Genomic DNA, 13,723 nt, shown 5'->3' on the forward strand with positions numbered 1-13,723 from the left:
CTAGCGCTTTACCGCAGTAAAAGCATGGATATCAAAGTTAACAGCAATCGGATTGACACCGCCAATTGTCATGACATTTTCCATAAATTCATGAGCGTAAGCCTCCCCGCCTTCCAGTTCAATATAGCGAGTCACGTAGCTAGTCGACAAAAAAAACAAGGCTATTTCTTCCGCAGAAAGGAAAATAATATTGGCAAACACCTCACGTTGTGCGTTATGCAGGTGTGGACAGTTACGCATCAGTTCGAGCGTATCATCATATTGTGTCAGACGGGGATCTCGGTGTTTTGCCCAGCGCGAGATCAACTCTTTTTCTATATAATCGCGCAATGGCCCATAAACCATTGGAAAATCATATTTATAGGCGCAAAAAAGCCCTCCGGATTTTAACCACTTTTGTAAATTCATTAACACTACTTGACGATCCATCCAGTAAAATGAGGTTGCACTGGTTATCAGGTCATAATTGCGTGGCGGAGAAAAAGTTTCTGCTGGAGATACGCTAAACGTTATATCAGGATAGCTATGACACGCTCGCTCAATAAGAGCATCACCAAGATCACATCCTTGAACATAAACAAAATACTCTTTCAGACGAATGGTAGAAACCCCATTACCGCAGCCAATATCCAATGCAGCTTCATTTGAAGGTGCTCGGACAGAGAGTGAACGATATAACTCATCGGGGTAGGTGATCTTTCCTCTTACGACATCATAAGATCCTGCATTTTTATTAAATTGTTTCACTGTGTTATCTCCAATAAACTTTCATGGTAATCGCCTTTATGAACAAAGTTAATATAGGTGCCACAACCGCGAATAAAGCGATAGGAGTGAGCCACACCCGCTGGGATAAAAACACTGGCTGGGCTATGTATATGACGAATATCACCCCCAAGATCGACTTCCACCTCTAGGCCGATATAGTCCTGACCATCTCCTAAGAACAAGAATACGGAGTCACAATTATGAGTGTGGCTATCAACATGACCTATCTCTGCAGACTCATCAGCGCCTATCATCGAAAATTGGCGGGCAATAAAATAGTAGGGAGACCCATCTATCAACCGTTTATCCAACATCACAAAACGTTTTCCTGGACCGTGGCGGTGATACTTAAGTTCTGTTGAAGATTTTTCCAACGGAACCAGAAAAAGTTCTTGTTCTTGTAAGGGAGTAAAATGCTCCAGAGAGATGTGTCCCTTGATGAGTTTTGGATCAAAAATGCTGTAAGCAGCACTGTCTTTCTGCATAGCAAGTTGGTGCAAGCGGGCAACATGTACAAACGCATTTTTACCTACAACCGGTTGCATTGGAGACATGGGTATTCGGCTATACGCTTCTACTAATTCAGAAAGCGCCAAAATTCGGGAAATATCAAAACGATTTTGTTCAAAACGTGTAGCAAGCAGCGTAATCAATTGGAAAGTATCAGTGATACCTGCACGTTCACCTATGCCATTGCAACTCGTAGAGATCCATTCAACTCCCGCTTCAATCGCTTTTAACGTGTTAGCTAGCGCGAGTCCTCTATCGTTATGAACATGATATTCAAGAACAATATCAGGAAACTCATAGCGTAATAGCGATAACACATCAAAAGTTTCATCAGGTAGTAGAATACCTACACTATCAGCGAAACAAATACGATTAGCACCTGCTTCACGAGCAGTTATAATCATACTGACCAAGTCAGGGACTGCAGTACGCCCGGCATCTTCAATGGTTGCCCTAACTAACAACCCTTGTTCACGGGCATATCGGATAGAAGAACCAAACATGGCTAACAACTCTGCGCGGCTCTTACCTTTAAACTTCGTTGCCATTGAAATTTCATTAATAGAGGCGAACAATCCAACCCAATGAGCCCCAGTTTGTAACACGGCATCGATATCTTCCAAACGAGCTCTGGCGTGAGCTAATACTGGCACAGGTGAGGTTGCTACCACAGCTTGAACACGTTCTACTTCTTTCGACGAAATAAAAGGATGTCCACACTCAATCGTATCTACCCCTAATGCTGCTATTTCTCGGGAAAGTAATACCGACTGTTCAGTAGTAAAACAACACTGGCGAGTTTGCATGCCTTCTCTCAAGGTGCAATCAATAATACGTATCATGTAGGGTGCTCCATACTTCTGACCAAGGTTTCAAAACAAGGTGCAGCCTGAAAATCCATAATTTTTGGTGCATGATTAAATTGTCGAGCAAAGCGTGCTAGAAAAGTCACCATTTTCATTGAATGATTTAATAGTTCCTTGAGGGATTCATCAATATTGGCTTCTGAAATCTCTCTATCAGGGAAAATAATTTTTAGATTATCAATTACCCATACTTTCATATTTGCCTCACATTAGTCTTTGATATTCGTTCTCTTCAACAAACACTATTGGCATGCCTATACGCAATTGACCGCTGATATTCATGTAACTCCCATGGGGGGTTTTTGCAGGCCATACCGAGATATCTCCTGCTTGAAGTGATACATCCTTTAGTTCTTCCTGAGAAATTCGGTTTTTTTCGAGGTCTATACACTTAAACATGGGATAATTTAGATCGAACTCATGCGGATAAACCACATCAGTATCGGGCAGATAAAACATACCTCCGTTCTCTTTAAATGCCGGGGTCAAAGCTACCCAGAACGTCCAAGCGGTATTAAAGGGTTTTTCCCACAATGCAATGTCCTGATGTAGAGGAATAAACGATTCATCAGCATGACGTTTAATAAAAGCTGCATGACGTAACAAACGAGGGTTATCAAGGTACTGACTTACGATTTTCGTCAGCCCGGAATCATAACACCATGCCTGCCAGAATTGCGGGTCATGATTAGAGATGTTACGGATTTTTTTTGCATAACGCAGTTTATCATCACCAATATCAAACTCTGGCTCTAGCCCTGCAGACGGAGAATCGGATTGTGCAAGAATCCAGTCCAGCGCCAGTTTTTGAAAATCGGATGAAATTGCCTGCTTATGAAATATCATGAAAAGGTAACCTCTTGAGTTAGTTGGATAAGGTAAGAAATCACGTTACTCTCTTTCATCACCTCATGGTGACATACGGAGGCATCGAATTGATGGATATTCTGGATCAACAAATGCCAGTCAATGTTTACGTTGATATTATTTCGAGTGCTACGTATCCACCATGCTTGTTGCAAGGCTGGTTTTGGTTGCCATTGGCTGAATAGGCTAATGTTATTTAGAATGACAGGTAACTTTATTTCATTAAGCTCCTGCATCAAGGAAAGCCAGTCTTGTATATCTGTTGTTAGCCAGTGCTGGTACTGTTCGTCGATAGGCATTTCACGTAACGAAGACGAAGGCAAATGGCTGTCCACCATAACTAAGCGGGCAGTAGGGAAATTGCGTTGGCAGAGTTCATATCCCAGAGCACCACCGAACGAATAGCCAATAATCCAAGTCGGCTTATATTTCAATCCATCAGCGATAAGATCAGCCAGTTCAGAAAGATCTTCTTTCATAGCTAATGTGTGATAATTAACGCTTTCCACCTGTTCAGGCAGATGGGAAAGCAGGGACTGAAAACAACTGGGATGTCCGATGAAATCAGGAAGCAAAAGTATCATCAGGTCAGCTCCTCCACCAAGATACTGTGTAAAGCATTGCTAAATGTTTCTCCCCAGCGGGTTGTCAGCTTAACGTGCCAGAATCCTGGTTCTCCATGAGTGACAGTTATGGTGATAGGTTTCCTGCTACGAAATTCAGGATGATGCTGAAATCCTTCCATTACTATTGGTGTATCTATGAAGTTGATCATCACGATAGCATCACGATAATTAAGCTCACACAGAGAAGTAATTTCCTCCTGGGGCAGCTGTGCGTGCTCTAGCCACGACAAACGTAGCTGGTCAAACTCTGTGACTTCATAGCGAGCATCCAGCAGTATCGGTAACAGATTGACATAACATCCACTGCCCGTATTTCGCCGCCCTATACGGCGCAAAGTAACCGGGGTTATTGCTAACTGAGGACCATTAATATTCAGCTTAGCCAATGTCCGTGATAGGGACAGAATCATACGGGTAAACATTTGTGGCTCATCGTGTAATGTAAAGCTCATCAATGAGCTATCGGGTAACAACTCCCATGTCGGAGGCATGACCAGTGTGCTGAAAAGCGCTTTTTGATTACACCAGAAAGTTTGTAGCCGTTCTCGGTGTACTATAATTTGTTGTTCTAAGACCCAAATTTGTTGAATAAAATCCAGGTCCGGCTCTGGCCATGCTGCGGTCTTTAACCAAACATGTACCCGGGAAAGTAATGTCTGAACAAAATCAACATCCGCAATCAGGTGATGCAGCCATATTCCCCACCGCATATCCTTACTACAACGTGCATATACGACCCTCAGCATTCCTCTTTTAAACACAGAGTGAGGGTACTGTAATTGTTCGCGAATAAAAGCCTGAGCATCTGCATACTGCACAGATTCCTGATATTCAGGTTCAGCATTATATGGTGAGGTAAAAAGGCGTAATTCGAGTCCACTATCTCCCCACTCCACCGCACTATTGAGAAGTGGAAAAGTTCTATATAGACCTTCGATCAAATTTTTTAGTTTGGAAGGTTCTGGAGGGACAGAGTCTGGTGCCAGGTAGAACAATCCGAATTGTGAACAGTCTCCGGAAATAATCTCACTCAGTACCATTGCATTAAGCCAGCAAGGAAGTGACAAAATGCAGGAACTATCACTATAAGAGGTAAGCAGCTGTTCTTTTTCTTGCTGTAGCCAGGAACGTTCCTCTTGATCTAACTGTTGCCACTGACCATAAATAATCAGCCGATTACCAAATGGTAAGCAATAAATTTGCCGCTGAGAGAACTTCTCAAAGATTTCATTCATAGTACCAGAACCCCCTCAGGAATAGGATTCTGTAATGTATTGACATCAATTCCCTTGTGGGTTAACAGGGAAGCAAAATCAGCAAGAGTCGCATGCTGATAAAGCTCCTGGAGGGAAAGTGCCACATCAGAATAGTATTGATAACAAGTAGCCAGTAAGCGCAAAGCATGTAATGAATTACCGCCTGATTCAAAAAAATTGTGTGTTGGAGAGATAATTGGGTAGCCCAGCAATTCTGACCACCAAATGGCACAAGCTGCTTCTTGCTGGCTCATTTCCATAGCTGATGATTGTGATTGTAATGCTTGCCATTGCGAAAAAAGCGCTCGACGATCCACTTTTCCATGCTGAGTCAAAGGTAGTGAACGGACACAAAACCAAAAGGACGGACGTTCCCAAGAAGGAAATTTCAGCATAGCTTGACGAGCTGGACGATCATCTTCTGCTTGTAGTGCGGCTATCAGCTGTTTACTACCATGATATTGCTGCACCAATAATGAACAATCTTCTACTCCCGGAATATTGCGCAGTCTATTTTCTATTTCACTTAAATTAATGCGGTAGCCATTAATTTTTATTTGACTGTCCGCTCGACCAATAAAATGTAGATTTCCCTCTTCATCATAATATGCAAGATCACCTGTACGATAAGCTCGTTGGGATATTCCCTGCCAAGTAATAGTAACAAAGGCTTGTGCTGTACGTTCTGGATCACCGAAATATCCCAATGCTAATCCTTCCCCAATAGCATATATTTCACCACTGACACGGGGTGCAGTTATATGTTCACCTTGCAAATCGCAAAGTAATACCTGCGTGCCGTTGATTGCCTGTCCGATAGGGATATCATGCCCCGTTAAATCCTTAGCCCGAATTATGTGGCAACAAGTAAACGTGGTATTCTCAGTTGGACCATAGCCATTTACAAAATTGATTTTTGGGTGAGCATTAAATGCCTTACGTACATGAGAAATTGATAAAATATCTCCCCCAGTTAGTACAGTATGTAACCCATGTAGACATTGAATATCAGTATCAACGAGAGTATTAAAAAGGGCTGTAGTCAGCCACAAAGTATTGACGCCATAATAATGTATAGCTTTTTGTAGAGCCTGTGGGGTCAGTATTTTTTCTTGATGGACGATACAAGTGCCACCATTGAGCAATGCTCCCCAGATTTCCAGAGTAGCAGCATCGAAAGATAAAGGGGAATGAAAGAGAAATATTGGACGAGAATCAAAGTCGAGAAATTTTTGTTGGCGACAAAGACGGATAATACCCGCATGAGCACAAACAATTGCTTTTGGTTCACCCGTACTACCGGATGAAAAATTAACATAAGCCGCCTGATGAGTTAGTACATTGGGAAAAGTACTTGGAACAAAGTAACTATCACTCTTAATCCTCACAGGAAACAATGTAATACCGTTAGGTATATTTGTAGGGTAATTGCCTGTAGAATAGAGCATTATATGGCAATCTAGTCGGCTAAGTTGCTGTTCAATCCAAGTTTTTGGTTGATTTAAATCAACATAAACATAGTAATTTCCGGAAAGTACGATTGCCAATAAAGCAACAACAGTTCTGACGTTATGAGGACCTGCAACAGCAATGCACCCCCCTCTACCTCGCTGGATATTCGCCAAATGCACGCAGAGCTGGCTTGCCGCAGCATATAACTGCGAATAGCTTAAGGATTCTGTTTCATCAATAACAGCCGGTGAATTCCCATAAAGATCAACAATATGGGGTATTATAAAATTTATTGATTTATAATTATCCATTTTCTCAGTGACAATATAGTTTAATCTTTTTAGCCCGGAAAAAATCTTAATTAAAACTAAAGAGACAATCCATATAATAAGAGCTGGTTAATTAAACAAATTTTAAATAAATGTTATTATTTTTGTTAATAACATGTTATTTAAATGATTTTATACGTGCATAGAGAATGCCATGAACTGCATATTTGGAACTGCAGTGGCACAAAACTAATGACCAGCCAGAAAAAGTTTCTCGCTTAATCGGGTAATAACCATTTTGACTGATGACGTCACTGACGCGCTGCGCTTGTCTTCTCCGAGTTACCGGGCTAATACATTAACCCGGTAACTCGGAGAGCTGAAAAACACCTGCCAGAAAAAAATTCTTATTTAACCCACCCTATTAAAGAATTAGTGATAAAACTGTTCACCTATTCACTTTTAAATATTTTTATTTAAATTCATAATGTTAAATGGTGATAACCTGAAATCAAATTCATCATTACTCTTCAACTAACCCTTCACCTCAAACTTGAAAAAATGGTGAACAGGGCTGAATACTTGCGAACAGTTTAAAAATAACTATAAATCCTATAATAGATTGATATATCTGGTTTAAATTACAAAGTGAATAATGGTGAACACTTTTTTATATTTCTTTGAAAAATGTCTGTATAAGAAAAAATTATTCTTCTGGCTGGTCATTCCTTGTCAGTTTTGGCAGCCATTCATTAGCTGTGTCGACATTGAGGTTCATATTGCTGCGAATACCGTATTTGCTTTTCTTGCGCAGGTAATGCAGCCCATACTCTGCCAGTGCGCCCGGCATATCCATGCCAAAACGCGTTACGGAAACAGGTTTATTCAGGTTATTGCCTTTCATATAAGCAAGGTAGGCGTGATAAAGGTATTTGCGAGGATTGAACGGCATAATTTCCGCATTGCCGATTAACAGGCCATCAGCTTCATCGGACGCAATCAGATGGCCGCAGAAATCGACCAGTGGATCGGTGCCGCGTTTGATATCCAGCGCTTCTTCTGATTTTTGTTGCTCTGTCAGTAAATGCCTTGCGGTTTGTGGGTCAGCGAACCGATGCAGCAAATGTCGGATAATCACAGGCAATTCTGCCGAAATTTTATCCCGCAGGAGTGGATCGCGTTCATTTTCCGGTATAACTTCGGAAAAGTTGAAAATCACCCGACGCCGCGACACACCACCACTGCGATCACTGAAACTCATGGCGTTATTGTTCACTGCCAGCACGACAGCAGGAATACGGGTTGAATAGGGTTGTTTGTGCTTCGGGTCAATGGCAACTTCATCGCCGCCTGTAATGGCCTTAATGCCGGAACCATCACCTACATAGCGAGTCTGGTCTGGCAGGATAATCAGCGAATATCCGACAATCAACGCCCGTTCCCGTGGGTTTTCTAGAGCAGCCATACTGGCGGAAACGGTGTTGCCTTTGCCTGCCAGCATAGCGCAGATTTCAGCAAAGATGCTTTTTCCACTGCCTCCGGCGCCGGTGACCTCCAGAAAAAGCTGCCAGTCATAACGGTTCGCCAGCACCATAAACAGTGCCGCCAATACACGATTGAACTTGTTTTCACAGTTGGCTGTTGCCCGATTCAGCCAGTACCAGAACTGTGGCGCATGGTTTTTCAGGGTTTCCCCCGAAATGGGGGAATTGAATTCAACATCATTAGCAAGTAGCAGCCAGTCACTTTTACGATGCGACCGGAACTGGCAGGTTTTCAGGTCAAACACGCCATTATTGAACCCGATTAAGTGGCGTTTTGGCGGTTGCATCATGGGAAGCTGTAATTTCAGGGCATCCACGGCAGAGCTAATACCATGCGGTGAATACGGCTGCTTTTCTTCCATAAAGGCCGCCACCATTTCCCGCTTTAAATCACGGTCACTGACCGGACGCCAGACAATACCATCATAGTGATGAACGCTTTCCGAAGCGCCATCCAGTGCCAAATTGCCGTCATAACGTGCCAGTAGCACTTCCCCGCGCTGACCTGTCCGCTCATCAATAATCGGCGGGTTATCCAGCTCGAACACTTGACCGTCGAGTTTTTGATGCAACTTACGGGGTTCAGCACTGCCACCGGAGTGATGCCAGACCGCCTTTTTAATGCCTGCTGACTTCATGCGCTCATAGTTCGCCACCGTGGTGATCTTGCGGGTCTGGTCAACGGCGATAAACTGTGCCCGTTTCTCGGTCACACCGCCAATAGCTCTGATTTCCTCTAACAGTGTTTTTGCGCCTTCACCCGCCTGACTAATGGATCGTAAGGCGGCACTTTCAATGCGAAAGTGAAACTGTTGCGGAATGGATTTAATCAGGGCGACATTTTCAGCCGTGGCGGCGATCAAGCGGTCTTGCATATCTGCCGGGCGGTCAGGGGTTTTGATGGTTAAACCGCCAGACAGTTGCTTGAGCGAATCATCCAGATTGCGCTGGGAGTTTAAATCGGTCTGGCTGACAAATTTATCGGCCATCTCTGCGGCTTTGCGGTTAAAGATGCTATCCCAGCGGCGTTTCAGTTTGTTCAACCAAATTCGCGTCTGGCTGGCAATACTGGCATCCATCGCCACGGAGTCAAAGTCATCCTGTAAGTGGGTTAATGCCTGCTGATACTCCTTTATCATTCGGCGTATCAATCGTGACAGGTCACGCTGATAGCGATCAGTTGCCGCCGCCGAATAGTGGAGCGGCTTGCCCTTCATGACTGCCTGCCTCTGCACCGCCCAGCGTTCCCGCTTCGCTCGCAAGCGGATCTGCTTCGCCATAGTCTTCCTCGTTGATGTCTAAGCCGAAGTAACTGGATTCTTTATCCGCTGCCAACTTCTGGCGGATGTCGTGTCCATCCACTGCACCGATGTTGGCGTAGTTAACCGCCGTCTGGGAGTTTTTCAGCTCAATATCGGCATATTCTGCCGCAGTCGGGCTGTCCAGCGGGCGCCATGAGATGCTGATATCGACAATCGGTAATCCCTCACTGCGTAACAGAATTTCGTAGTGACGCTGTAGCAGGTCTTCCAAATCGTTGGCCTGAATGCTCTCCAGTTCTTCGCGGTAGGCCGCTTCTTCATACTCGCCACTGGAATTAAAGCCTTTGGGCGTGGTACCCAATAATTTGGTGGCAGGCACGTTAGCGGCAGCCGCGACAAGCTGATATTGCGTCATAATGGTGGCGTCCAAATCGGCCAGTGACGTATCAAACTGCTGAACGGTGTCTTGATTGCTCGTCACCTGTACCCCATAGTTATCCCGCATCAAGGCGAAATACTCGATATTCTCCGCAATCACGCCCTTATCAGCATTTTCTGCATCGGCCATCCCCAGTGTTAGTAAGCGTTTAGTCATCGCCAGTTGCGGGGCTTCGTTGGCGGTACGTTCGGAGGCATAGACCCGTTCGTAGACCCGCTCCGGTACAGAAACGCCGAAATAGTTGTACATTGGCTTGAGTACATTTGGCACGGGGAACGGCACAAACTTCACCAGATGGGATTTATGATAACGCCGTCCGCCGATGCGATAATACGTTGGCTCGTAGAAGTTCAGTGACGCCGGATCTTGCACATTATCGGCCGTCAGTTCCGGCGTCACCCATTGGGGATCAATCTGTTTGATACCTTTGTACGCTCCTTTCTGGATACCATCAGGATTAAACGGGTTTTCGTAGAATTCCTTGGGGTTAGAGGTTTCTACCACAAACAGCGCAATGCGTCCGCCGTATACGCGCCCGAAATGCACCAGCTCTTTCATCGCCTGATGGATACGATACTTTTTATCGCGCTTTTTCAGTTTGTCGATAATGGTGCTGTCTTCGCAGTCAATCTCGTAGCTCTGCCGGATAGCATCACGGGCAGGCATATTGCAGGCTTTATCCACCAGCCAGTGCTTGGCAATCACCGCACACAGGTTATTACCGATAAAGAGCTGATTGGCATACCACGCGGCTTGCGCTTCCGGTACGCCGTACAAACTGCCTGCTTTAAATGAGGGGATCGAGCCATCCACGGAATCCATCGCCACGCCTGCCATTGTGGGCTGTGGCAATTCCAGCCCCTTAAAACCGTTGTCTTTAGCAAGCGCTGGATATAAGTCGGTGGAAAATGCTGAACGTTGAACAGGGGGTGCCGTAGGCTTTCGTTTTGAAAACGGCCACATAACATTACCTCTTGGTTGTAAAGAAACTGCCTTTCTTTTTGATATAGCCGTCCAACCCGTATCGACTGGCATCCCAACAATGGTTATTGGCATCCTCAATAACAGGTAGTACCTCGCCGGTGATTCTGTCGGTTTTGTAGGAATAGAGCCGGGCTTCTTTGGCGGTCTGCTTACAGCGTGGGTGAATGAAAATTTGCTTAAAGCCACGCAGGTAAGAAATACCGTCCTCTACGCTGCCTTGCCACTTCTTCGCTGCTGAGATATTGAATCCTTGCCGCCTGAGATAGCTGATCGTTTCCGGTCTGGCAGAGTCGGCTTTGATAGGCCATTTGCGAGACTCTGGCACTTGGTCATAGAACGCAGGCATGTGATCGAGTTCCACCCCGATACCGTATGCTTCATAGTCGATATACAGGCAATCATTTAGCGTAAACATGCGGATCAGTGTGCTGGGGTCTTTGGCAAAACCGAAGTCAGCGCCAAATAACAATCTGTCCGCTTGCTGCCACAAGTCATCAGGAAATTCCTTGATAACGTATTTATTCGCCAACACCTGCTTATCGGAGTTTTCCAGATAGGCACCTTCCCAAATCCATGAGTAAGTAGCAGGATCTAACCTCGCTTGGTCACTTAGTCTTTCCTCTTCAAGCACAGAGGGGAACCACGGATTATCATCGTAGTTCATCTCGACAATGATTGAATTATCCGGTGGGTTCTTTCTGAATCGTTTATCGGTAGCGCTGCCATCTCTTTCCGGGTTCCATGTGATCCAGATTTCAGAGCCTTCTTCTCGAACTGTCGGTGTGAGCTTTGTCCATGCTGTTTCAGATACGGACTCTGCCTCATCAACCCACGCGATTAAAATTCGGGCCTTTGATTTGATACTGTCCAGATTGTGGCGCAACCCAGCAAACACATAGTTAACCGACCTGCATTTGGTGCGGATAAACTTTTCGCCCAGCTCATAGAAATCATTCAGCCAAGGTACAGACCTGATGGCCTGCTTAACCTCTTCCATTGAGGACTCTTCAAGGGAGTTCATATATTCACGAGCGCAAAGTATCACGCCGGATTGCCCGTTCTGCGCTGCCATATAACCCCGGATAGCAGTCATGAGAGCAAAGGTTCGCGTCTTGGCTGAACCACGCCCGCCGTATGAACCGCGATAACGATAATCACCACTGAACACCGGGATCAATTTCGGTGGCAGTTCAATCCGTGCTGTCGTCATGCTGGCCTCCGGCAACCAGAATGATTTTGGCGGGAGACATTGAGCCGTCAGTGGAAAGGTGATCATTCACCGTTTGCTCTTTCAGCCCCAAATCCCGCGCAATGATATTCGCATTGAGTAAATCCGCGGCTGCACCTGAAAACTTCTGGTCGTAGATAATTTGTTCCACGCGCGTAGTGATATTCGAAAAATCTTCGCGCTTGGTATATTCCGTCCATGTTGAGCGTGAAATATCCAGAAAAATACACAGACCGGATAAGGTCATCGCCCGCATTTTTGCCATCTTCGCGTAGACGATTTCACCCTGATTATGAAACGCCTTTGTCTCATACAGAGGATTTTCTTCTACCCATGCAAAGTATTCACAACATGCCTTCCACAGTTCCTCAGGCGAACCAAACTTCGGGTTCCGCCCATGACTGCTTCGGGTCTCCCAAAACCGATTGCCCTTTGGCGCGGCCATTTTCGTTTCCTTTTACTTCGATAATTCACAAGCTATTTTCATCACTTGCTCGAGTTCTTCATTATTGAGTCCGTGATATCGCTTTAGTTTGACGATACCCAGCAACATCCTGGCTTTTCGTTCTTCCTTGGATGCAAGGTCCCGTATTAGTCCTGGTGCAGTAATACGTGTCCGTATCTGGTGCTCAGGCATATTTACCTCTCTGTTGCTGAATTCAGAATAAACAACTGCCTCGGTTGATATAACCCCGACAATTTTTGCACTGTGGTGATATAAAATGCTGAGAAAATGTTCAGAAAGTGATTTATCGTCCAATATCCGATTATCGGACTTTGGTCTGGCTGCATTGCTAATACGGGCAAGCAATACCCCGACACAAAGGAGTATCGATATCGATATACCCCGAGGTCACCAAACTGAGGACCTCGACAGCATTCCCATTTTCACTAATGAAATCAGTCCACTCAATTTTGAAGAGGCTCCAATTTTAGAGCCTGCCTGTTATTTATATTGCATGGCGAGCTGTAATCTGTTTTCCGCTTGTTTCTTGTTATCGAGCAAATGAGCCTTACGTCCACCTCTTCCCCAATAATTAAGAGTGCGGGCGCAATCGCTGACAATTGTAGCTTCTTGGTTGTAGGTGTACGCAGCCATATTTGCCTCTGCCATGTAACTCGCTACTGAAATCAATTCACCAGAGAAATATTTATCAAGAACGGTATACACACCAACTTTGAATGCCGGATCAATATGACCAGCAAACTCATAAGCAACAAATCGCTTCCGAATGTACCGCCATGCTTTCCTTGTATAGTTTCTAAATGGGCTTTTGAATCCCATTTAGATAACTCCTTGATAAATAATTGAGTTGATTCCAGTCGTTTGAATTTACTTGGGCGAAGGTTTTCAATATCCCTGCCACCCAAGAAATCATTATCACCCGCTTCGACTCTGGCTTTAGCTATACGCCACATGTCAGTTAAACAAACCATTCCATCATCATTGATGCGGACAGGGGTATTAAACAAAGTCAGTGTTTTCATGCGTAGTTCCTTATAGAAAGTGAACCTGTTCGTACAGAAAGGCCGCCCCGAGACAACTACGCTATTAGCGGTTTTCTCAGGATCACTTTCTGTAAGGCTCTTGGATTAGATGTGCGCGTACGAATGCGCGTTAGATACAAAAATGCCACCAGCCGTGTGCGATA

14 protein-coding genes are annotated in these 13,723 nt (G+C 44.8%); all 14 read right to left on the minus strand.

Annotated features, from left to right (window positions below):
* A complete protein-coding gene (locus WDV75_RS11335) occupies nt 1-747 on the minus strand; it encodes a class I SAM-dependent methyltransferase (RefSeq protein ID WP_273559852.1) in 747 nt (248 codons plus the stop codon).
* Nucleotides 744-2,120 (minus strand): hypothetical protein, encoded by a 1,377-nt coding sequence (locus WDV75_RS11340; RefSeq protein WP_273559854.1) that lies wholly within the window; start codon nt 2,118-2,120, stop codon nt 744-746. The genes WDV75_RS11335 and WDV75_RS11340 overlap by 4 nt, the downstream gene beginning before the upstream one ends.
* Entirely contained in the window at nt 2,117-2,341 is a 225-nt protein-coding gene (locus WDV75_RS11345; RefSeq protein ID WP_189760454.1) for a hypothetical protein, read from the minus strand. Before WDV75_RS11345 ends, WDV75_RS11340 begins: the two co-directional genes overlap by 4 nt.
* Nucleotides 2,342-2,348: 7 nt before the next feature.
* The gene (locus tag WDV75_RS11350; protein WP_273559856.1) at nt 2,349-2,990 is read right to left on the minus strand and encodes a phytanoyl-CoA dioxygenase family protein; all 642 of its coding nucleotides are present in this window, start codon (nt 2,988-2,990) and stop codon (nt 2,349-2,351) included.
* The gene (locus WDV75_RS11355) at nt 2,987-3,595 is read right to left on the minus strand and encodes a thioesterase domain-containing protein (protein WP_273559858.1); all 609 of its coding nucleotides are present in this window, start codon (nt 3,593-3,595) and stop codon (nt 2,987-2,989) included. Before WDV75_RS11355 ends, WDV75_RS11350 begins: the two co-directional genes overlap by 4 nt.
* Complete coding sequence (locus WDV75_RS11360) at nt 3,595-4,872, minus strand: hypothetical protein (protein WP_273559860.1); 1,278 nt, start codon at nt 4,870-4,872, stop codon at nt 3,595-3,597. The genes WDV75_RS11355 and WDV75_RS11360 overlap by 1 nt, the downstream gene beginning before the upstream one ends.
* A complete protein-coding gene (locus WDV75_RS11365; protein ID WP_273559862.1) occupies nt 4,869-6,656 on the minus strand; it encodes a non-ribosomal peptide synthetase in 1,788 nt (595 codons plus the stop codon). The genes WDV75_RS11360 and WDV75_RS11365 overlap by 4 nt, the downstream gene beginning before the upstream one ends.
* Nucleotides 6,657-7,320: 664 nt before the next feature.
* Nucleotides 7,321-9,438 carry a phage/plasmid primase, P4 family gene (locus WDV75_RS11370; RefSeq protein WP_273559864.1) on the minus strand — a complete coding sequence of 706 codons (2,118 nt, stop codon included), beginning with the start codon at nt 9,436-9,438 and terminating at the stop codon, nt 7,321-7,323.
* Nucleotides 9,335-10,822 (minus strand): DUF1073 domain-containing protein, encoded by a 1,488-nt coding sequence (locus tag WDV75_RS11375; RefSeq protein WP_273559866.1) that lies wholly within the window; start codon nt 10,820-10,822, stop codon nt 9,335-9,337. The genes WDV75_RS11370 and WDV75_RS11375 overlap by 104 nt, the downstream gene beginning before the upstream one ends.
* 4 nt (nt 10,823-10,826) lie before the next feature.
* Complete coding sequence (locus WDV75_RS11380; protein WP_273559868.1) at nt 10,827-12,053, minus strand: PBSX family phage terminase large subunit; 1,227 nt, start codon at nt 12,051-12,053, stop codon at nt 10,827-10,829.
* Nucleotides 12,034-12,516: a DNA-packaging protein gene (locus WDV75_RS11385; RefSeq protein ID WP_273559870.1), complete on the minus strand. Its 483-nt coding sequence runs from the start codon at nt 12,514-12,516 to the stop codon at nt 12,034-12,036. Before WDV75_RS11385 ends, WDV75_RS11380 begins: the two co-directional genes overlap by 20 nt.
* A 12-nt stretch (nt 12,517-12,528) precedes the next feature.
* Nucleotides 12,529-12,882 carry a hypothetical protein gene (locus tag WDV75_RS11390; protein ID WP_338859824.1) on the minus strand — a complete coding sequence of 118 codons (354 nt, stop codon included), beginning with the start codon at nt 12,880-12,882 and terminating at the stop codon, nt 12,529-12,531.
* Between the two features lie 135 nt (nt 12,883-13,017).
* Nucleotides 13,018-13,185, minus strand: coding sequence for a hypothetical protein (locus tag WDV75_RS11395; RefSeq protein WP_273559874.1), 168 nt, complete (start codon nt 13,183-13,185; stop codon nt 13,018-13,020).
* Nucleotides 13,186-13,202: 17 nt separating this feature from the next.
* A complete protein-coding gene (locus WDV75_RS11400; RefSeq protein ID WP_273559876.1) occupies nt 13,203-13,559 on the minus strand; it encodes a KilA-N domain-containing protein in 357 nt (118 codons plus the stop codon).
* Nucleotides 13,560-13,723: the final 164 nt, after the last annotated feature.

The sequence above is a fragment of the Xenorhabdus griffiniae genome, from assembly GCF_037265215.1.
Classification (GTDB): Bacteria; Pseudomonadota; Gammaproteobacteria; order Enterobacterales; family Enterobacteriaceae; genus Xenorhabdus; species Xenorhabdus griffiniae.

Bases quoted from the DNA above. Each gene is read 5' to 3' on its own strand.
- WDV75_RS11340 (WP_273559854.1), bottom strand. From the start codon at position 2,120: ATGATACGTATTATTGATTGCACCTTGAGAGAAGGCATGCAAACTCGC.
- WDV75_RS11345 (WP_189760454.1), bottom strand. From the start codon at position 2,341: ATGAAAGTATGGGTAATTGATAATCTAAAAATTATTTTCCCTGATAGA.
- WDV75_RS11350 (WP_273559856.1), bottom strand. From the start codon at position 2,990: ATGATATTTCATAAGCAGGCAATTTCATCCGATTTTCAAAAACTGGCG.
- WDV75_RS11355 (WP_273559858.1), bottom strand. From the start codon at position 3,595: ATGATACTTTTGCTTCCTGATTTCATCGGACATCCCAGTTGTTTTCAG.
- WDV75_RS11360 (WP_273559860.1), bottom strand. From the start codon at position 4,872: ATGAATGAAATCTTTGAGAAGTTCTCTCAGCGGCAAATTTATTGCTTA.
- WDV75_RS11365 (WP_273559862.1), bottom strand. From the start codon at position 6,656: ATGGATAATTATAAATCAATAAATTTTATAATACCCCATATTGTTGAT.
- WDV75_RS11370 (WP_273559864.1), bottom strand. From the start codon at position 9,438: ATGGCGAAGCAGATCCGCTTGCGAGCGAAGCGGGAACGCTGGGCGGTG.
- WDV75_RS11375 (WP_273559866.1), bottom strand. From the start codon at position 10,822: ATGTGGCCGTTTTCAAAACGAAAGCCTACGGCACCCCCTGTTCAACGT.
- WDV75_RS11380 (WP_273559868.1), bottom strand. From the start codon at position 12,053: ATGACGACAGCACGGATTGAACTGCCACCGAAATTGATCCCGGTGTTC.
- WDV75_RS11385 (WP_273559870.1), bottom strand. From the start codon at position 12,516: ATGGCCGCGCCAAAGGGCAATCGGTTTTGGGAGACCCGAAGCAGTCAT.
- WDV75_RS11395 (WP_273559874.1), bottom strand. From the start codon at position 13,185: ATGGCAGAGGCAAATATGGCTGCGTACACCTACAACCAAGAAGCTACA.
- WDV75_RS11400 (WP_273559876.1), bottom strand. From the start codon at position 13,559: ATGAAAACACTGACTTTGTTTAATACCCCTGTCCGCATCAATGATGAT.